This window comes from Afipia broomeae ATCC 49717 (assembly GCF_000314675.2).
GTDB classification, from domain to species: domain Bacteria; phylum Pseudomonadota; class Alphaproteobacteria; order Rhizobiales; family Xanthobacteraceae; genus Afipia; species Afipia broomeae.
Window position 1 is genome coordinate 472867 of sequence record NZ_KB375282.1, and the last position, 18096, is coordinate 490962.

Annotated in this window: 17 protein-coding genes and 1 pseudogene; 14 read left to right on the top strand and 4 right to left on the bottom strand. The window is 58.3% G+C overall.

The window, feature by feature from the left end; translation table 11 throughout:
- Positions 1 to 22: 22 nt before the first annotated feature.
- Complete coding sequence (locus HMPREF9695_RS02315; protein WP_006019163.1) at positions 23 to 784, top strand: SDR family NAD(P)-dependent oxidoreductase; 762 nt, start codon at positions 23 to 25, stop codon at positions 782 to 784.
- Positions 781 to 2235 (top strand): NAD-dependent succinate-semialdehyde dehydrogenase, encoded by a 1455-nt coding sequence (locus tag HMPREF9695_RS02320; protein WP_006019164.1) that lies wholly within the window; start codon positions 781 to 783, stop codon positions 2233 to 2235. The genes HMPREF9695_RS02315 and HMPREF9695_RS02320 overlap by 4 nt, the downstream gene beginning before the upstream one ends.
- Before the next feature lie 9 nt (positions 2236 to 2244).
- Here HMPREF9695_RS02320 and HMPREF9695_RS02325 read toward each other — a convergent pair whose 3' ends face one another.
- A complete protein-coding gene (locus HMPREF9695_RS02325; protein WP_204367752.1) occupies positions 2245 to 3003 on the bottom strand; it encodes an IclR family transcriptional regulator domain-containing protein in 759 nt (252 codons plus the stop codon).
- Positions 3004 to 3270: 267 nt separating this feature from the next.
- Between HMPREF9695_RS02325 and HMPREF9695_RS02330 the strand changes: the two genes are divergently transcribed.
- The 5 genes from HMPREF9695_RS02330 to HMPREF9695_RS02350 all read left to right on the top strand — a co-directional run bounded on the left by HMPREF9695_RS02330 (position 3271) and on the right by HMPREF9695_RS02350 (position 8099).
- Positions 3271 to 4143 (top strand): branched-chain amino acid ABC transporter permease, encoded by an 873-nt coding sequence (locus HMPREF9695_RS02330; protein WP_006019166.1) that lies wholly within the window; start codon positions 3271 to 3273, stop codon positions 4141 to 4143.
- Positions 4136 to 5173: a branched-chain amino acid ABC transporter permease gene (locus HMPREF9695_RS02335; protein WP_006019167.1), complete on the top strand. Its 1038-nt coding sequence runs from the start codon at positions 4136 to 4138 to the stop codon at positions 5171 to 5173. Before HMPREF9695_RS02330 ends, HMPREF9695_RS02335 begins: the two co-directional genes overlap by 8 nt.
- Complete coding sequence (locus HMPREF9695_RS02340) at positions 5170 to 5997, top strand: ABC transporter ATP-binding protein (RefSeq protein WP_006019168.1); 828 nt, start codon at positions 5170 to 5172, stop codon at positions 5995 to 5997. The genes HMPREF9695_RS02335 and HMPREF9695_RS02340 overlap by 4 nt, the downstream gene beginning before the upstream one ends.
- Positions 5994 to 6812, top strand: a complete 819-nt coding sequence (locus HMPREF9695_RS02345; RefSeq protein ID WP_006019169.1) for an ABC transporter ATP-binding protein — start codon at positions 5994 to 5996, stop codon at positions 6810 to 6812. Before HMPREF9695_RS02340 ends, HMPREF9695_RS02345 begins: the two co-directional genes overlap by 4 nt.
- Positions 6813 to 6935: 123 nt before the next feature.
- Positions 6936 to 8099 (top strand): ABC transporter substrate-binding protein, encoded by a 1164-nt coding sequence (locus HMPREF9695_RS02350; protein WP_006019170.1) that lies wholly within the window; start codon positions 6936 to 6938, stop codon positions 8097 to 8099.
- A gap of 67 nt (positions 8100 to 8166) precedes the next feature.
- Here the strand turns inward: HMPREF9695_RS02350 and HMPREF9695_RS25440 are convergent, their stop codons facing one another.
- Complete coding sequence (locus tag HMPREF9695_RS25440; protein ID WP_081758646.1) at positions 8167 to 8694, bottom strand: acetyl-CoA hydrolase/transferase C-terminal domain-containing protein; 528 nt, start codon at positions 8692 to 8694, stop codon at positions 8167 to 8169.
- An 838-nt stretch (positions 8695 to 9532) separates the two neighbouring features.
- Between HMPREF9695_RS25440 and HMPREF9695_RS27160 the strand changes: the two genes are divergently transcribed.
- Entirely contained in the window at positions 9533 to 9766 is a 234-nt protein-coding gene (locus tag HMPREF9695_RS27160; protein WP_081758652.1) for an integrase core domain-containing protein, read from the top strand.
- A 56-nt stretch (positions 9767 to 9822) separates the two neighbouring features.
- Here HMPREF9695_RS27160 and HMPREF9695_RS02365 read toward each other — a convergent pair.
- A protein-coding gene (locus HMPREF9695_RS02365; protein ID WP_085947357.1) for an IS3 family transposase occupies positions 9823 to 11174 on the bottom strand; the annotation gives its coding sequence in 2 pieces (ribosomal slippage) (positions 9823 to 10838 and positions 10838 to 11174; 1353 coding nt in all).
- A 132-nt stretch (positions 11175 to 11306) separates the two neighbouring features.
- On the opposite strand from HMPREF9695_RS02365, the gene HMPREF9695_RS02375 reads away from it, so the two are divergent.
- The 4 genes and pseudogenes from HMPREF9695_RS02375 to HMPREF9695_RS25465 all read left to right on the top strand — a co-directional run bounded on the left by HMPREF9695_RS02375 (position 11307) and on the right by HMPREF9695_RS25465 (position 14979).
- Positions 11307 to 13535 carry a TonB-dependent siderophore receptor gene (locus HMPREF9695_RS02375; RefSeq protein WP_006019174.1) on the top strand — a complete coding sequence of 743 codons (2229 nt, stop codon included), beginning with the start codon at positions 11307 to 11309 and terminating at the stop codon, positions 13533 to 13535.
- 18 nt (positions 13536 to 13553) lie between these two features.
- Positions 13554 to 14138: pseudogene (locus HMPREF9695_RS27070) on the top strand (PepSY-associated TM helix domain-containing protein); the annotation flags it as partial.
- Positions 14139 to 14178: 40 nt separating this feature from the next.
- Positions 14179 to 14688, top strand: coding sequence for a PepSY-associated TM helix domain-containing protein (locus HMPREF9695_RS27075; protein WP_006019176.1), 510 nt, complete (start codon positions 14179 to 14181; stop codon positions 14686 to 14688).
- An 81-nt stretch (positions 14689 to 14769) separates the two neighbouring features.
- The gene (locus HMPREF9695_RS25465) at positions 14770 to 14979 is read left to right on the top strand and encodes a hypothetical protein (protein ID WP_083875146.1); all 210 of its coding nucleotides are present in this window, start codon (positions 14770 to 14772) and stop codon (positions 14977 to 14979) included.
- 262 nt (positions 14980 to 15241) lie between these two features.
- Here the strand turns inward: HMPREF9695_RS25465 and HMPREF9695_RS26210 are convergent, their stop codons facing one another.
- Complete coding sequence (locus HMPREF9695_RS26210) at positions 15242 to 15514, bottom strand: hypothetical protein (protein WP_167540038.1); 273 nt, start codon at positions 15512 to 15514, stop codon at positions 15242 to 15244.
- A 213-nt stretch (positions 15515 to 15727) separates the two neighbouring features.
- Between HMPREF9695_RS26210 and HMPREF9695_RS02385 the strand changes: the two genes are divergently transcribed.
- Both HMPREF9695_RS02385 and HMPREF9695_RS02390 read left to right on the top strand, forming a co-directional pair.
- Entirely contained in the window at positions 15728 to 16768 is a 1041-nt protein-coding gene (locus HMPREF9695_RS02385) for a hypothetical protein (protein WP_157223885.1), read from the top strand.
- A gap of 214 nt (positions 16769 to 16982) precedes the next feature.
- Entirely contained in the window at positions 16983 to 17825 is an 843-nt protein-coding gene (locus HMPREF9695_RS02390; protein ID WP_006019178.1) for a DUF6551 family protein, read from the top strand.
- Positions 17826 to 18096: the final 271 nt, after the last annotated feature.

Genomic DNA, 18096 nt, shown 5'->3' on the forward strand with positions numbered 1-18096 from the left:
AAGATGCTTCTGAGGAGAATTCATGTCTGACAAGAAAAGCGAACGCGTGGCGATCGTAACCGGCGGGGCAAGCGGCATCGGCCTCGTGCTGACGCGTGCAATGGCGGAGAACGGCTATTCGGTCATGGTTGCCGACATGCAGAATGCTGACACTGCGGCGGAAAAGCTTCGGGCCGACGGCCTTAACGTTGTTGGCATCAAGGCTGATGTCACCAGCGTTGAAGACACTGCAAACATGGTTGCGGTCGCGAACAAGACATTCGGCGGACTGGATGTGCTCGTTAACAACGCAGGCATTTTTACATCTCTGACTCTGAAGCCGTTCGACCAGATATCGCCGTCAGAATGGATGAAGGTGATGGAGGTCAATACGCTGGGGCCTTTCCTTTGCGCCAAGGCTGCACTGCCTGCGTTGCGTGCACGAGGCGGCGGGCGAATCGTCAATATCGCATCCACGTCGCAACTGAAGGGGGCCCCCTTCATGCTCCACTACACCTCCAGCAAGGGCGCTGTGGTGTCATTTACACGCTCGCTGGCGCGAGAGCTTGGCGGCGACGGTATCACAGTCAATGCGATTGCACCGGGCTTCACGCTGAGTGATGGCGTGCTCGCTGCCGGCATGGAAGAGAAAATGGGTGAAGTTATCAGGCGGTCGAGCCGTTCGATCCAGCGTGACCAGGTGCCTGCGGACCTTGTCGGCGCATTGTTGTTTTTCTCGGGAGAGGGCTCCGCTTTCATCACCGGGCAGACCCTGGCCGTCGATGGCGGGAGCGTATTCCTGTGAACGCTCACCAGCCTGCGCCTTACGCTGCGCTATCGATGTACATCGATGGTCAATTCATCGGGAATGATAGCCGCCAAGGCGAGCCGGTATTCAATCCAGCGGATGATACGATACTCGGGCAGTTGCCGCATGCCACCAAGGAAGATATGGACCGTGCGCTCGATGCCGCGGCGCGCGCCTTCGATCAATGGCGCTGGACCTCGCCGCTCGAGCGCAGCCGTATTCTGCGGCGTGTTGCCGAACTGATACGGGAGCGGGCAGATATCATTGCCCGCGATCTGACGCGCGATCAGGGTAAACCGTTCGTCGAGGCGCGTCATGAAGTGTATTCCGCCGCCGATCACGCCGAGTGGCATGCGGAGGAGGGGCGCCGCATATACGGCCGGGTAGTGCCGCCACGCACCCCCAGCGTCCGGCAGACCGTGGTGCGACAACCCGTAGGCGTCTGCGTCGCCTTCGCGCCATGGAATTTTCCGTTCAATCAGACTTTGCGGAAGATATCGGCCGCGCTTGCGGCAGGATGCACGCTCATCATCAAGCCGGCAGAGGATGCGCCGAGCGCGGCCGTTGCCCTTGCGAGGCTGTTTCACGAAGCAGGTCTGCCTCCCGGATGTCTGAACGTCGTGTGGGGCGTTCCTGCTGAAATCTCCAATTATCTGATCCGCTCACCGATCGTACGCAAAATATCGTTCACGGGGTCTATCCCTGTCGGCAAGCAGCTCGCATCTTTGGCTGGCGCGCATATGAAGCGCGTGACGATGGAACTGGGCGGTCATTCCCCTGTGCTCGTGTTCGACGATGCCGACATTCCGCGGGCCGCTGCGCTGCTCGCGCGGTTGAAGGCGTTGAATGCGGGACAGGTCTGCATGGCGCCAAGCCGATTCTATGTTCATGAAGCGGTGCGTGACGAGTTCACCGATGCGTTCACCAAGGCGTTCTCATCCCAAGCGCTGGGTGACGGCCTCGACGCGGGGACCACCATGGGCCCGCTTGCGCATAAGCGGCGCGTGGGTGTGATGGAGCAATTGGTCGCCGATGCATGCAGCCGCGGTGCCAGCGTCGTGACGGGTGGAAAATCATTATCGCGGCCCGGGAATTTCTTTCCGCCGACGGTCCTTATCGATGCAGTGGATGACTCCCGCGTCATGCAGGAAGAGCCGTTCGGTCCCATTGCGCCGATTACGTCTTTCCGCGAGGTCGACGAGGTCGTGACCCGAGCTAACGCCCTGCCTTACGGGCTGGCATCCTACGTGTTTACGCGATCTCTAAAGACATCACATTACGCCTCGACGCGCCTGGAAGCTGGAATGGTGAATGTGAACCATTTCGGTATCGCGCTGCCCGAGACGCCGCTAGGGGGCATCAAGGACAGCGGCGTTGGCAGCGAGGGCGGGAGCGAGACGTTCGACGCCTATGTGACAACGAAGTTTATCTCGGAAGAAACAGCGTAATGCCGCGAGTCACTTCTTGGCGACTGCAGGCGAGGTCCGTTTGCCGAAACATCGCTCCTCCAACTGCGCGGCGCAATCGCGGATGACTTCGAGAAACTGCGTCGAGAAGACCTTGCGGTTCACACGCGCCGAATAGGCACTCACACTCAGTGCGGCGACGATCTTGCCGTCGGCGTCGTGCACCGGCACGGCCAGAGACCGCATGCCAAGTTCGAGTTCCTCGTCGCTGATTGCGAAGCCGGTTGTTCGGCTGCCGCCGATTTCCCGCAAGATCAGGGCGGGCTTTACGATCGTCTTGGGAGTGCGTTGAACGAGTGCTTTGTCGTCGATGATTTCGTGAATGTCGTCGTCATCGAGTGACCCGAGGAGTACGCGGCCCGTTGCAGAACAATAAGCCGGAAGCCGCGCACCGATGCGCACGCCGGTTGAGACAATATGTTCAGCTTCCGCACGTGCGATGAACAGGACGTTCTCGCCTTCGAGTACGGCGAGCGAGAGTGACTCGTTCAGCTTGTCGCGGCCATAGGCGAGGATTTCCGCGCTTGTCTCGATGAGTCTGTCGCGCAGGCCGCCGGGCTGACCGAGATTGCGCAGTCTGGGAAGCGGCCGGAATTCGCGCCCGACGCGCTCGACGTAGCCAAGCGCAACCAGTGTCAGCAGGCATCGCCGCGCGGCCGCGCGTGTCGACTGCGCGGCTCGCGCCGCATCGGCCGCGCTCTGCACGCCGCGCGAAGAAAGCGCTTCGATGATGGCAAGGCCTTTCGCCAACCCTCCCATACCTTCCGCGGGACGGCGACTGGATTCCGGTTTCGCTCGTTTAACAGCGCGCTTGACAGGCATCTGAATTATGGCTCTATGTTAAAGAAAACAACCATATGTTCGATATACGAACAATCAGATTTGATGTCAAGGGGAGGTTGATGTGATTTTCAAAATTCAATGTCGCGATGTTTTTGCTGTCTTCGCCGCGCGCGCTCTCCGCGTTGCCGGACGCCGGCTGACGCGAATCGATTGCTGAGCGGTTCGGGAAACACCATGCAGCTTGTCGTCAATATTGTGGTCCTCGCGGCGATCTATGCGCTGATCGCGAGCGGTTACGTCCTCGTCTATCGAGCGAGCCGGGTTCTTAACCTCGCGCACGGCGAGCTGATGATGCTTGGCAGTTATCTTTTGATCGCTGTCGCGTCAGGCATTTCATCGTCGCCCGTTATCGCGCTTTCCGGCGCCGCGCTGCTCAGCGCTCTGGTCGGCTTTCTGGTCTATGTCATGCTGATCCAGCGCATGACGGGTCAGGCCGTTTTGGCGGCCGTGCTGGCAACCATTGCGCTTGGCGTCATGCTGCGCGGTCTTGTGATCCTGATCTGGTCGACGCAACAGCAGTATCCAGCGCGGATAATCGGCCTGTCGAACAACTCGATTGAGCTTTTCGCAAATGCGCGCATTTCGACATTATCGTTGGCGCTGGTCGTCGTGACTGTCCTGATCTATCTGGCGTTATTCGCGGGCCTTTATCTCACGCAGTGGGGCATTCGCACGCGCGCGGTCGGCCAGAACCCGCTGCTCGCCGCACAGCGCGGGATCAATCTGAATGCCATCTACGCGTTGACGTGGGGGCTTTCGACGTTCACCGGAGCTGCCGCCGGAATCCTGATTTCTCTCGATTCCGGCCTCGACGGCACCATGACCATGATCGGGTTGAAGGCGTTTCCGGCTGCGCTCGTCGGCGGTCTCGACAGCCTCGTTGGTGCCTTGATCGGATCGCTTCTGATCGCTGCCATTGAGGTCGTTCTCATTCAGACCGCGGATCCTTTGCTGTCCGATGTCGTGCCGTTTCTCGTTCTGATCGTGGCGCTCGCAATCCGGCCATGGGGTCTCTTCGGAACGCGGGAGGCGCTCGATCGTGTTTGATCCTGCAACCTCCGACAATCCCGGTGCGCTTTCGTGGGTGCGGGGCGTGGTCCTTCTTGCCGTCGCGATCCTGTTTCCGCTGCTTGCCTCGCCGTTCCAGATCGATCTCGCCTGTCAGGTGTTTCTCGCCTGCATCGGCGCGCTGTCCTTGATGATCCTGACCGGATTTGCAGGGCAGGTCTCGCTTGGACATGCGGGATTGATTGCGGCGGGCGCTTTCACGACGGGAATTCTCACGAAGGAATTGAATGTTCCGGTTTTCCTGACGATTCCTGTCGCTGCGGTGACGGGTATGGTGCTGGGACTGGTGTTCGGCCTGCCAAGCCTTCGTCTGCGCGGCCTCTACCTCGCCGTGAGCACGCTCGCGCTCCATTTCGTCGTGATCTATCTGGGTGGCGAGTACGAAACCAAGCGCGGTTTCTCGACCGGCATTCTGATCGAACCGCCGTCGATCTTCGGTTATCACCTGACCGATGGCCGCGGATGGTACGTCGTCCTCCTGGTCGCGGTGGCGCTGGTGTTCTGGTTGGTACGCAACCTCCTGCGAGGCCGCACAGGGCGTGCCTGGGGCGCGATGCATGTCAATGAGGCGGTTGCAGCAGCTCTCGGCGTGAATGTTCCCCGCGCCAAGTTGATGGCGTTCGTGATCTCGTCGGCAATCACCGCAGTCGGCGGCGCGCTGTTCGCTTCCTATCGCGGTTTCGTGTCGGTGGATGCATTCCCGCTGATGCTCTCGGTCCAGTACGTCGCAATGATCATCGTCGGCGGGATGGGATCACTGGCTGGCGCAATTCTCGGCGCGGCGTTTCTGACCATACTGCCCTATGCCATCGAAGCCCTTGTCATGCTGCTGCCCGGTGCTAGCGGACACGCTAATCAGGTGTCCGCTTTCAATTACACGGCATTCGGTTTGGTCATGATCCTGTTCCTAGTGCTGGAGCCTGGCGGTCTGGTTGCGATCGGGCGGCGAATCCGCAGCCGGCTTTCGATCACGCGAGTTCGTGCGCGCGCGGTGGAGAAAGCGCTATGAGCACCGACAGCGCTGTCATTCTCTCAGTCGAACATGTCGAGGTGATCTATCAGCGCGCCATCGCGGCGCTTCACGGTGTTTCTCTCAATATCAGGGAGGGGCAGGTTACAGCGCTGCTCGGCGCCAACGGCGCGGGAAAAACAACGACGCTGCGCGCCATCTCGGGCTTTATCGGTCTGGACAACGCGCGCGTGTCGCGGGGCAAAATTCGTTATCGCGGCCAATCGATCGAGAACTGGCGTCCGGACCGGGTGGCGCGTCTCGGAATGCGGCTCGTTCCTGAACGCGACAAGGTGTTTCCGAATCTTACGGTGCTGGAGAATCTTGACGCGGTCGCCTCGCCGAATCTCACCAGGGCAGAGCGATCGCAGCTGGTTGAGCTGGTCTTTGAAACGTTTCCGCGGCTGGTGACTCACTCCCGCAAATCGGCCGGTCTGCTGTCGGGTGGCGAGCGGCAGATGCTCGCGATCGGTGCGGCGATCGTCTGCAAGCCGCACTTGTTGCTGATCGATGAATTGTCGCTCGGGCTTGCCCCGGTCATCGTGGAGGACATTGCTCAACGTCTGGTTTCGCTGCGCCGGGAGATGAACTTGACCATTCTGCTGGTTGAACAGAGCGCAAGCGTCGCGCTGAAGATTGCCGACTATGCTTACGTCCTTGAAAACGGGCGAGTCACCATCGCGGGTGCGGCTATGGACCTGCGCGAAGATCCATCGGTGCAGAACGCGTACCTCGGCCATGGTTCATCAGGATCCGATCGCCGTAACTACCGGGATATAGCGATGGCGCGGGGCGCACTGAACGGCGGGAAACTGTTCGCATGACCGCTGTTCACGCAGAGATCCGTCATCCATCGGTAAACGCCGCCGCGCCCGGCGAAATTGCACTTTTTGCAGAGAACATCGTTCTCGCGTTTGGGGGACTGACGGTCCTGAATGGAATATCCCTGAATGTGCGCGTTGGCGAACTTCTTGCGCTCATAGGGCCAAACGGCGCGGGCAAGACCAGCATGCTGAATTGCATCAGCGGTCTTTACCGGCCGTCCTCGGGCCGCATTCATGTCGGCGATACCGACATCACCGGCTTCAAGCCGGATCGCGTTGCACGGCTCGGCATTTCGCGGACGTTCCAGCACGGGGAATTGTTCCCGCAGATGACCGTGATTGACAATCTCTTGGCCGCCCGCCATGCGCGCATCGGCACCACTACTTTGTCCGAGATATTCCGCACACATGCCGCGCGAGGCGAGGAAGAGCGGCATCGCGCCCACGTCGACGGCGTGCTGAAGTTCGTCGAACTGGAGCGCTACCGGGATGCTATCGCCGGGGATCTTTCTTTCGGTCAGCAGAAAATCGTGGGGTTTGCGCGCGCGCTCGCGGCCGAGCCTTCGGTCCTTCTGCTCGACGAGCCATCGGCGGGTTTGTCGCGCGATGACCGCGAAGGGCTCGCCTATCTGATCCTCAAGAGCAAGTCATCACTGAGATTGCCCGTGATCTGGATCGAGCACGATATGGAAATGGTTTCCGATCTTGCGGACCGGATTCATGTGCTTGATTACGGGCGCTCTCTTGCCGACGGCGCACCCCGCGACGTGCTCGCGAACCGAGACGTCATCAAGGCCTATCTGGGGGAGGCGTGAGGTCATGCGCCCGAGATTTGAGCGATCAAGCCCGCAACACAATGCAATCACCAAAGGCTGCCGCAGAAGCGGCCATGAAGCAATGACGCAGAGACCATAACCAATATGTCAGGAGGAGCTAAAATGCGATTTGTTCGAGTAGGGATTATTTCAGCCGGGCTTGCTCTCATGGGGACGGTGGCCCATGCGCAGGAAACCTATGTCGTGGGTATGAGCACAGCCCTTACGGGTCCTGGCGCGAGCACCGTTGCGGGCGCTGCCGAAGGCTTAAGACTTTATATCGATCGTCTCAACAAGGCGGGAGGCGTCAACGGGCGTCAGATCACGCTGGTCGTGCAGGATGACCAGGGCGAGCCGTCGAAGGCGGCCGCGAACGCGAAGAAGCTGCTGACGCAGGATAATGTTTCGCTGCTTATCAACACCAGTCTTTCGTCGACTTTCGCGCCGATGATCGCCGAGGCGCAGCGTGCCGGAGTTCCTCTGCTGTTCGCCGGGTCGGTCTGTCCGTCGGAAGTGTATCCGCCGGCAAACGCGTTTTTGTTCTGCACAACCTCGTTTTCGGCCGCGCACGATGCGCGCGCCACCATCGACTTCATCAAGGAAAAGTCGGGCAACAAAATCAATATCGGCCTCGCGGCGATGGCAATTCCGGTCTCGCGGCTCGGGATCGATGCTGCCGAGAAATTTTCCACGGAAGCCGGAATGAAGGTGATCGGAAAGGAAAACATCCCGCCGGCGACCGCCGACTACACACCGTTTGCGACCAAAATCATGCAGGGCAGTCCTGATTGGGTATATTGCTGGGCCCCCTGGATCACGGAGATCAAGACGTTTGGTGCGCTGCGTAAGCTTGGCTGGAGCGGCAGCTACGCGCTCAATGTGCTGCCCGAGACAGAGGCCGAATTGGCACAGATCAAGGATGGCGAACTGTACGCGATGGGTGCCAATGCGATGTTCTTCGAGGACCTCGCTGTCCAAAAAGAAATTTCGAAGGCCGCGAAGGATGCTGCTTCGACCTACAAGCCGGAGCAGATGTCCGATGGCTGGATCGGAGGCATGACGATTGAGACCACGTTGAAGGCGGCCGGGTGGCCGGTGACTTCAGCGAAGCTAAAAGACGTCATGTCCACATTGAAGGTTGATACGAAGGGCCTTCGCGGCGGACCGATCGAGTGGACCAAGGATAACCACTTCCGGACCAAGCAGTACTACCGCGTATATCGCTGGGACACTGCTAAGAACGCGATCCAGATCGCTTCTGATTGGAAGGGATACGATATCAAGTAGAGGCAGATCAATGGTGCTGCGGGCTGACGCCCCGGCGCTTCGACCTTGCGTGCTGCACTGCCGGGCATCAGTTCTTGCCGTCGACGAATTCCTTCGCCAGACGATCCTGATGTAAAGGACTTGCGATCGCGATAAGCGATTCCGCGCGTCGATTTGCCGACAAGTTTCGTAGATCCGCAATGCCATTTTCCGTGACGACAATAATCCCGTCGGCGCGAGGTATGGTTACCGGCACGCCGGCCTTGAAGGAAGTAACCAGGCGTGACTCGCCGTTGGTTGTGACAGAAGGAAGTGCCACAATGGCCCGCCCGTTCGGCAGCGCGTTGGCGCCGCGAATAAAATCGAGGGCGCCGCCGACGCCACTCACGGATCTGCTTCTGATGGTCTCAGAGTTGACTTGACCGAAGAGATCGACCTCGACCGCGGAGTTGATCGAGACGAGGTTCGGTATTCGAGCCAGAGTCGTCAGAGCATGTGTGAATCCAACGTTGGCAAACGCGACGTGGTCCCGACCTCCCTGCTCATAAAGTTTGGTGGTTCCGACGAAGGCGTTGGTGACGATCGGGGAGCGGCTTCCACGATCCTGTGAAGCGATGGATCCATTGCTGAGAAGGGCCTTATTCTGCTATCAGTGGACCGGTGTGTGTACCGAAAACCTTATCCGAGTTGATGACGTGATGGAATCGCCTAAGCTGGCGGAATGATCGGGCTGCTCTGTTTCGTTCTGGCCGTCCTGGCCTCGCCATTCAAGTCGAAGTTGCGGCTTGAAGCTGAGAATGCGGTGCTTCGACATCAGTTGATTGTCTTGAAGCGTAAGCTGCATGGTCGCGTCCGGCTCACGAACAACGACCGCTGGTTCTTTATCCAGTTGTATCGATGGTGTCCGTCGATCCTGCAGGTCCTCACGATCATCCGTCCCGAGACGCTCGTGCGTTGGCATCGGGCGGGATTTCGCTGCTGTTGGCGGTGGAAGTCACGATCACTGGGAGGACGGCCGCAGATCGAGACGGACCTGCGCGCGCTGATCCGACAGATGAGCGTCGAGAACCCGCTTTGGGGAGCGCCGCGTATCCACGGCGAACTGCTCAAGCTCGGGTTTGAGGTGGCGCAGTCGAGCGTCGCCAAGTACATGGTCAAGCGACGGGGGCCGCCCAGCCAGGGATGGCGAACCTTCTTGCGTAACCACGCGTCGGACATTGCCGCCATGGACTTGTTCGTTGTTCCAACTATCGGCTTCAACCTGCTCTATGTCTTCGTCATCGTCCGGCTCGACCGCAGAGACCTCATCTGGATCAACGTCACAGCAAATCCGACGGCAGAATGGGTTGCACGTCAAATAACGGAGGCTTTTCCTTGGGATGATGCCCCCACGGTATCTCATCCGAGACAGGGATCGCATCTATGGTGCCGTCGTCACACGTCGATTGCGTGCTATGGGCATCCGGGACAAGCCTACCGCACCAGCCTCGCCATGGCAGAACGGCTATGCCGAACGGCTGATTGGATCGATCCGGCGAGAATGTGTGGACCACGTCATTGTCTTGGGCGAGGCGCGTCTGCGCCGAATTCTGCGATCCTATGCACGCTATTACAACGACATCAGAACGCATCGGTCATTGGATAAGGATGCGCCGGTCTCTAGGTCGGTTCTGTCCGTCGGCAGATAATTTGAGACTGCTCAGGCGTTTTGCGAAGAGAGGCTCTGGCTCATCAGGGTTAGAGTTTAAGCGGCCTGCAGCTGATGCTGCAAGCGTCGGTTTGCGATGGTTGCTCGCTTGATGCGTTCTCGCTCGGTGAGGATTGTCTCGGCCCTGCCGAAGTAGACGTCGGCCGGGGTCAGATTGTTGATGCTCTCATGATAGCGGACGTGGTTGTAGTGTTCGACGAAGGCGTCAATCTGCCGTTCGAGATCGCCGGGCAGGTAGTAGTTGTCGAGCAGAATGCGGTTCTTCAAGGTCTGGTGCCAACGCTCGATCTTTCCCTGAGTTTGGGGATGATACGGTGCCCCGCGCACATGCTCCATGCCCTTGGCCTCGAGCCACTTGGCCAGATCGCCCGCCACATAAGATGAGCCATTGTCTGAGAGAAGCCGTGGCCTGTGCACGACGGTGACGTGATCAAGGCCCGAGGCCGCGAGCGCTAGGTCGAGCGTGGCAGTAACGTCCTCGGCGCACATGGTGGCACAGAGCTTCCAGGCCACGATGTAGCGCGAGAAGTCGTCAAGCACGGTCGAGAGATAGTACCATCCCCAGCCGGTGATCTTGAGGTAAGTGAAGTCCGTCTGCCAAAGCTGGTTGATAGCTGTGGTCTTGTCCTTGAACTCGTTCGCCGCCTTGATCACCACATAGGCTGGGCTGGTGATGAGATCATGCGCCTTCAGCAGCCGATAGACCGACGCCTCCGAGACAAAATACTTCCTCTCGTCGGTGAATCGTACGGCCAGCTCTCGCGGCGACAGTTCTGGAAGATCCAGCGCCAGGTCGAGGATCTGGCGGCGGACATCGTCCGGGATCCGGTTCCAGACACGATCTGGTCGTGAACGGCGGTCATCCAGCGCCTCAGGCCCACCCTCACGGTATCGGTCATACCAACGATAAAAAGTGGCGCGCGGGATGCCGAGTTTGTCCAGTGTGCGCTTGGCCGGCAGATGTGATTGCTCGACCAGCTGGATGATCTCGGCCTTCTCGGATGCAGAATACCTCATGCGTCGTCCTCCCCATCCCCGCTCATGCTTTTTTTAAGCAGGCGATTCTCCAGGGTGAGATCGGCCACGACCTCCTTCAAGGCGGTGGCCTCACGACGAAGGTCCTTCACCTCTCCGGACGTTGCGGCGCGGGCCGTGTCGCCCGCCAGCCGGCGCTTGCCGGCCTCGAGGAACTCCTTCGACCAGCCGTAATACATCGAGGCGGCGATGCCTTCACGGCGGCAAAGCTCCGAGATGTTCTCCTCGCCGCGCAGCCCCTCCAGCACGATGCGGATCTTCTCTTCCGCCGAGTACTGCCGGCGTGTCTGACGCCGAATGTTCTTGAGAACTTGTTCTGCCGGCGCTTTATCCGGCCCGGATTTCTGTTTCATCTTCGCTCCTTGCGGCTACGATGAACCAGAAATCCTCCCTTCGGGAAGACCCTCAGTTTGTCTCAGGGGTGCTGACGGGGAACAATCGGCCAGGCGCTGACATCGTGGGCTGCAACATCCCGTCTCAGGCTCGTGGCGTCGAGCGCTTCGCTCGGGAATGTCCGGACGGAAGGACTCGCGGGACTTTATCGTCCGGAGGAAGCGCTCGAACGATTGCTGCAGAACACCGACCTTCGCTTCAATTTCACCGGAAAGCGCACAGTCACTATCATCAATTCTTCTCTGCTAAATGCCAATGCGCAGGCCACGCTTTCACCAATCGAAGTCTCGGACCAGAAGAGCAAGGATGCTCCCGCTGTTCAGGGTTACGTTCCGAAGCGCTCCGCCAGCGGCACCAAGACCAACACCTCGATCCTCGAAACGCCACAGGCCATTTCCGTGGTTGGGCGCGAACAGGTTGTTGATCAGCAGTCGCAGAGCATTGTTGAAGCCTTGCGCTACACCTCCGGCGTGTCGACCAATGTCAATCCGAATGACAATCGCTTCGAATCGCTGCGAATTCGGGGTTTTGAGCCAGTTCTTTATCTCGACGGCCTGCAGCTTCCCTACGGCTCGCAATTGTATGGACGGCCGAAAGTCGATCCGTTCATGCTCGATCGCATCGAGGTGCTGAAGGGACCGTCGTCGTCGCTTTACGGACAGATCGCGCCGGGAGGTCTGATCAACATGGTCAGCCTGATGCCGACCACGACGCCAATCCGGATGGTGGAATTTCAGGCCAACAACTTCGGACGGCTTCAGGCGGGATTTGATGTGGGAGGTCCGGCCGATCCGAAGGGAGATTTGCTATATCGCATCACCGGCGTCATTCACGGCGGCGGGACGCAGATCGACCACGTGGACGATTTCCGCGGTGCCATTTCGCCCTCGTTTACGTGGCGTCCCGACATGGACACTACGCTGACCGTTCTCGGCTCCTACCAGCGGGACGATAGCGGCGTCGCCATCCAGTTCCTGCCCTCTGTCGGCACCCTTTATCCGAATCCGAATGGCCAGTTGCCAGTCAGCAAGTTTGTCGGCGAGCCGGGATTCAACCAGTTTACCCGAACGCAGTATTGGGTCGGCTATCAGTTCGAGCATCACGCCAGCGACGTCTGGACCGTTCGCCAGAATCTCCGCTATGCGTCCATCGATACGATGGTGAAGGCCGTCATCGGAGCTGGCCTTCAGTCAGATAATCAAACGCTTAATCGTTCGGCGTTTATCGTCCCGGAAAAAGCCGATGCCTTCACCGTAGACAACCAGGCGGAAGCGCGCTTCAACACCGGCGCTCTGTCTCATATCGCGCTGTTCGGGCTGGACTACCGGCACGTGACGAGCGACTTCAGTCAGTACTACAGTCCGATGGTGTCGCCGATCAACCTCTACAACACCGTCTATGGCGCGGCGATCGCGGATCCACCGCTGGTGGCTCACAATGGGCAGGTCCAGGACCAACTCGGCATTTACGTGCAGGACCAGATCGCCCTCGATCGCTGGCGCCTGACGCTGAGCGGCCGGCATGACTGGGTCAGCACTGACACGACGAACTATCTGGCGAACACCCGCCAGAGCCAGAACGACAGCGCATTTTCCGGCCGCGCCGGGCTGAACTATGTGTTCGACTCGGGCGTGTCGCCCTACATTGCCTATGCGCGCTCGTTCCAGCCCACGATCGGCACACTGGCCAGCACGTCGGAGCCGCTGAAGCCGACCACCGGCGAACAGTATGAAGCAGGCGTAAAGTATCAGCCCGTCGGGACGAACATCCTGCTCACCGCGGCCGTCTTCGACATCACGCAGCAGAATATCGTGACAACTTATCCGGTGCCTATCGGACAGCAGCAGACCGCCGAAGGCCGCTCACGCGGCGTCGAGCTCGAAGCCAGCGCGAGCCTCTCAAACGGCTTGAAGTTTGCCGCAGCCTATACCTACACAGACACCAAAAACATGAGCGCCGGCAACGCGGCCCAACTTGGCAAACACTTTATTACGGTTCCGCTCAATCAGGCGGCCGTCTGGGCGGATTATACCTTTCAGGAGGGGCAGGCTGCAGGTTTCGGCTTCGGCGGAGGCATCCGGTACATCGGCGAATCCTTCGGCGATGCAGCCAACACCATCCTCATTCCCGATTACACTCTGTTCGACGCTACAGTTCATTACGATCTATCCAACCTCGACCCGCGGCTTCGCGGCACCAAGGTGGCCGTCAACGTCAATAACATCTTCGACAAGGCCTATGTCTCGACGTGTGCGAGTCTGAACCAGTGTTATTATGGCACGGGCCGGGTGGTCACCGGCAGCCTTCGTTACACATGGTAAGAGGTGGTCGGGAGGGACATGGCACCGAACACCGTTCGCATATGGAAAAGGGTACACACTTGGACGAGCCTGGTCTGCACCCTTTTCCTGCTGATCCTCTGCGTCACGGGCCTGCCGCTCGTGTTTCAGGAGGATATCGACCAGGCGTTTGGACAGCGAGCCGGTCCCGATCCCGCGGCGGATGCAGCCGCCCCGCATCTTGATCTTGACCGGCTGATCGCAATTGCACGCGCTGCGAAACCGAACGAAGCCCTCCGCTTTGCTACGGCTGTGTGGGGTAAGCCGCTCTGGAACATGGAGATGGGGACGACGGTCGAGTCGATGAAGCTCACGTCGCTCATCACGATCGATGCGCGCACCGGCCGGATCATGCGTATCGGCGAGCGGCTGCGTAGCCCGGCAATGCAGTTCATCAAGGATCTGCATACCGAGCTCCTGCTTGGCCAGCCGGGGATGCTGTTCCTGGGTCTCATGGCGCTGTGCTTTGTCGCTTCTATCGTTTCAGGTGCGGTAGTCTACGGCCCATTCATGCGTCGCCTCGACTTCGGCACGCTCAGAGCTCGAGGCTCGCAAAGACTTTACTGGCTGGACTGGCACAATCTCGTCGGCATCGTCGTTGATAGCCTGGCTTTTCGTGGTCGGCATGACGGGGGCGATCAACACGCTGTCTCAGCAAATCGCGCAAAGATGGATGAGAACCGAACTGGCGGAAATGATCGGTCCGTGGCGTTCGGCGCCCCCACCGTCGCACATCGTCCCTGCGCAGAAAGCAGTGGATGCGGCACTTGCGGCAGCGCCGAACATGTCGGTTGCCACGGTCGCAATGCCCGGATCGGCTTTTGCCGGTCGGCATCACTACGACGTGTTTCTCAGCGGGGATCAGCCACTGACCTCTAAATTGATTGTCCCCGTACTCATCAATGCGGAGGATGGGACCGTTACGGAGATGCGCAGCCTGCCGATGTACGCTCAAGCCCTGTTCTTGTCGCGCCCGCTTCATTTTGGGGACTATGGCGGCATGCCTCTCAAAGTGATCTGGGGGTTGCTCGATATCGCCACGATCGGGGTTCTCGTTTCCGGTCTCTATCTTTGGTTTGCGCGACAACGTCGCAATCAGACAATGGACAGGCGCTCGTCGGCGCGCGGACAGTGATTGCTGTTCGAGGCAATATCTATGTCTGATCTCGTCTGCTTATTGGACGATCACTTTTTGATGTTATTCCAATGATGCCGAATGAAAGCGTTGTCCGATGAAGGCCGTGAAGCCGTGACCAGACTGAACTCGCTCTGGCGCATTTGGCGTTGGCCAACGGCCATCGCATTTTTGAGCATCCTTGGGCTTTTCTCCGCATTGCTCGGCGGCGGCGGCATCTGGTGGGTGCTCTGTTGGATCGCCCTTGCGCTACCATTGGGGCTTATAGGCTGGTTTGTTGCAAGAATCTGATTGCCACGGGTGGATACTTCTTCGATCGGCATATCATGTTGCCGTCGGCGAGGGTCTAAAGGGGTTTCTCCAAAAGCGAGCATCGTTACAAAGCAGGTCTAGGATAGCAGGACTTGTTGCTCCAGGTATTACTTCGGTATCGCTGTTGCTTCAGATCTTTGGCCGTATCTAGAAATGCCCTGATCTGTGCCGATTGATCCCTGATACAGAAGTATGAATTCCCTGCTCGATAGACTAGGGAATTTGCCTGATTGGCCTGGATTTAGCGGGTTTGATTGCTGCGAAACCAGCCCTGAATTCGATATTTTTGGCTATTTCCCTGTAAAATTCCCTGTTTGCAGGCCACTTGGCCGGAGATGGCGCGATTGGCACTGCGCCGCCAGCCAAAAAGTGCAGTAATTTCAAATACTTGAGAGAATGTCGCGAAAAGCCCGCAAACAGCGGGCTTTTCTGACACCGTGTTTGTCTCTGTGTGGCCAATTCGCTTTTTTCTTTGCGTATGTCGGCAGAAATCTCCGCGCATACTTTGAAACATTCCCGTTTTCGGGAGACACATTTTGGAGACCGGTTCGATCCCACTGCGTGGCCGACCGGATAACAACCGTGGCTGTCAACAGCGGCGCTGTAGGCCAGTTTGAATAGGCGACAGGGCTGCCCCATTCCTGACGGCTAAAGACATCGGGGTACGAGAATGACAATTCGGCTTACGCGAGAGCAGCTTTAGGAACTGGTCTGGTCAGAAGCATTGGTGCGTCTCGGAAAAGGCCTGGGAATTTCTGACGTCGCCATCGCGAAGCAATGCCGTAAGGCGAGCATTCCGATTCCGGAGCGAGGTTATTGGAATAAACTTCAAGCTGGACATGCTGTCGCGCGTACCCCTCTTCCGCCACGTGATCTCGCAACTGTTGATGTGATTGAGATGAACGGCGAGCTGAAGCCGGAACACAGGGAACGGTTCAGTGGTGAGCCGGGCATTGAAAGTGCGTCTGAAGACATTGACGTGCTCGCCGCGCGATTTCGGCAGCGGCTTGGCAAGGTGACGATGCCGCGTGATCTCATGCAGGGGGATCCCGCTATCGTCAAACTACTTCAACGCGATGAGGCCATACGGCAGAAGATGGCGACAAGTTCCTATTACTTTGACAAGCCGCTGTTCGAATCTGCTTTCGAGCGGCGACGCTTGCGAATCCTGAATGCGATTTTTCTGGCTTTTGCTCGAACAGGCGGTGGAGGTGGATATTTCCGAGACCGCCAGGCACGTGAGGTCTCGATCTGGGGCCCGGCCGGAGTGAGCGTCGAACTCGACACGCCAAAGCCGCGTTCGCGTGGAAGGAATCAGGAAAGTGCCGAGAACGAGAAGAAACTGGTGCTGACGGCGACTGCCGGCGAGCGGTTTTCAAACCTTGTTTCAAGCTGGGCGGATGACGAAGCGGGAAAGCTTGAAGACAAGCTCACCGACATTGTCGTCGGTCTCGCCACCATAAGCGAGTATGAATCGCGCCGCTGGCAGGCCGAAAGGGCAGAGTGGGATCGTAAACGCGCGGCTGAAGAAAAGGAGGCGCGCAGGATTGCCAAGGATAAGGCCGAACGCGAAGCTCGAGAACTTGCAATAGCTGAGCAACAGGCGCGGCTCGATGAGTTACTTGGCGAAGCGAGGGCGTGGCAGGACGCTGCACTCATCAGAGCTTACGTTGATGCTCGCTGCCAGCGCGAGAGCTTTCATGAGCCGTCAAAGTGGGTAGAGTGGGCGCTCGCCGAAGCCGACCGCATTGATCCGTTGATGAAGTGAGCTTTGCGTCTGTCAGATGCAAGATTGCCAGCTGCGGTTTCAGCCAGCTTACCACGACTCATTTGCGATGATCTTGCGCTTTGGATCAAGAAATTGGCGGGGTAAGGCAAAACACAAGTTTCTAAGTTGTGTATAGGTTTCACTGTCACGTTGAAATGGCGCATTGCGACGGTCTGCTGGAGTTGGGGGCGATTCCTCAACAGCGGAGGTCACAATGTTCAAGCCTCTTAGTGCGAATCGTTTTGTCACGCCGCAATCAGAGTTTGTGCCGGGACCCGCTCCGTTTCTGGAGTGGATTGAAACTGACAAGCTCGTCGTCGATGCGTCATACCAGCGCGAAATCGGCCGACGCGGGACAATCAACGTCAATCAAATTGCAGAAAATTTCGACTGGTCAAAGTTTGCGCCGGTCATTGTCGCGCCGGTCGAGGGCGGGCAGTTCGCTATTGTTGATGGTCAGCATCGGACGACGGCCGCGATGTTGCGCGGTCAGAAGACTGTGCCTTGCCAAGTTGTTCAGGCTGATCGCGCACGGCAGGCTGCGGCATATGCCGCCGTCAACGGCAATATTACCAAGACGACTGCACAGCAACTCTATCACGCAAGGCTTGCTGCTAAAGATCCCGCGTCACTCGCGCTTGCAGAGGTATGTGCTGCAGCTGAGGTCGAAATCGTTCGCAAAATTCAGTCCAATCTTAAGCGAGGTCAGACGTCGGCCGTGGGGGCGCTAACAAGATGTTTCAATCTATATGGACGAGATACGCTGATCACTGCTCTTCAATGTATTACGCAGACCGCAGATGGGAATCCTGGCTTCGTTAAAGCCACCATCGTCGAGGCGTTGTGTGAGGTTCTAAACGGCGTACCAGAATGGCGGGATGCTGGAGAGCTTCTGCTTCGCACCATGGATAAGTTTCGGTTTGCGGATGTGTGGGGGGAAATAACCGACGGCCGAGACAAAATATTCCCAGGCACTGCTAACAAGGTGATGGCGGACAAAATCCGAAAATTCTTGTCCAGAAAGCTCGGAGCCCCCAACAGCCGGGCGGCAGCCTAGAAAATCAGGGGAGGCGAGTTCGTTAGCTTGCCTCCCAGCTGTTTTCACCAAGGTGCATACTTCTGGTTCAGCATCCGGTGGGTGTAAAAGTCTCTGAGCCCGAAACTCGCGGAAAAATGCAAAATTCTCTTGAGAAATCAAAGGGGTTTTTGCAATTGGGAATGTTGCAGTTCGAATCCTCCCACGACAGCCAACCAGTCCGGCTTTTATAGAATATTATTGTTTTGAGGCAGAAAGGCCCGCAAATAGCGGGCTTTTCACGCGTTACGAG

Excerpts from the sequence above, each read along its gene's own strand:
- HMPREF9695_RS27160 (WP_081758652.1), top strand. The coding sequence starts at position 9,533 with ATGGGCATCCGGGACAAGCCTACCGCACCAGCCTCGCCATGGCAGAAC.
- HMPREF9695_RS02345 (WP_006019169.1), top strand. The coding sequence starts at position 5,994 with ATGACCGCTGTTCACGCAGAGATCCGTCATCCATCGGTAAACGCCGCC.
- HMPREF9695_RS02340 (WP_006019168.1), top strand. The coding sequence starts at position 5,170 with ATGAGCACCGACAGCGCTGTCATTCTCTCAGTCGAACATGTCGAGGTG.
- HMPREF9695_RS27075 (WP_006019176.1), top strand. The coding sequence starts at position 14,179 with ATGACGGGGGCGATCAACACGCTGTCTCAGCAAATCGCGCAAAGATGG.
- HMPREF9695_RS02315 (WP_006019163.1), top strand. The coding sequence starts at position 23 with ATGTCTGACAAGAAAAGCGAACGCGTGGCGATCGTAACCGGCGGGGCA.
- HMPREF9695_RS25465 (WP_083875146.1), top strand. The coding sequence starts at position 14,770 with ATGAAAGCGTTGTCCGATGAAGGCCGTGAAGCCGTGACCAGACTGAAC.
- HMPREF9695_RS02390 (WP_006019178.1), top strand. The coding sequence starts at position 16,983 with ATGTTCAAGCCTCTTAGTGCGAATCGTTTTGTCACGCCGCAATCAGAG.
- HMPREF9695_RS02330 (WP_006019166.1), top strand. The coding sequence starts at position 3,271 with ATGCAGCTTGTCGTCAATATTGTGGTCCTCGCGGCGATCTATGCGCTG.
- HMPREF9695_RS02350 (WP_006019170.1), top strand. The coding sequence starts at position 6,936 with ATGCGATTTGTTCGAGTAGGGATTATTTCAGCCGGGCTTGCTCTCATG.
- HMPREF9695_RS26210 (WP_167540038.1), bottom strand. The coding sequence starts at position 15,514 with ATGTTTCAAAGTATGCGCGGAGATTTCTGCCGACATACGCAAAGAAAA.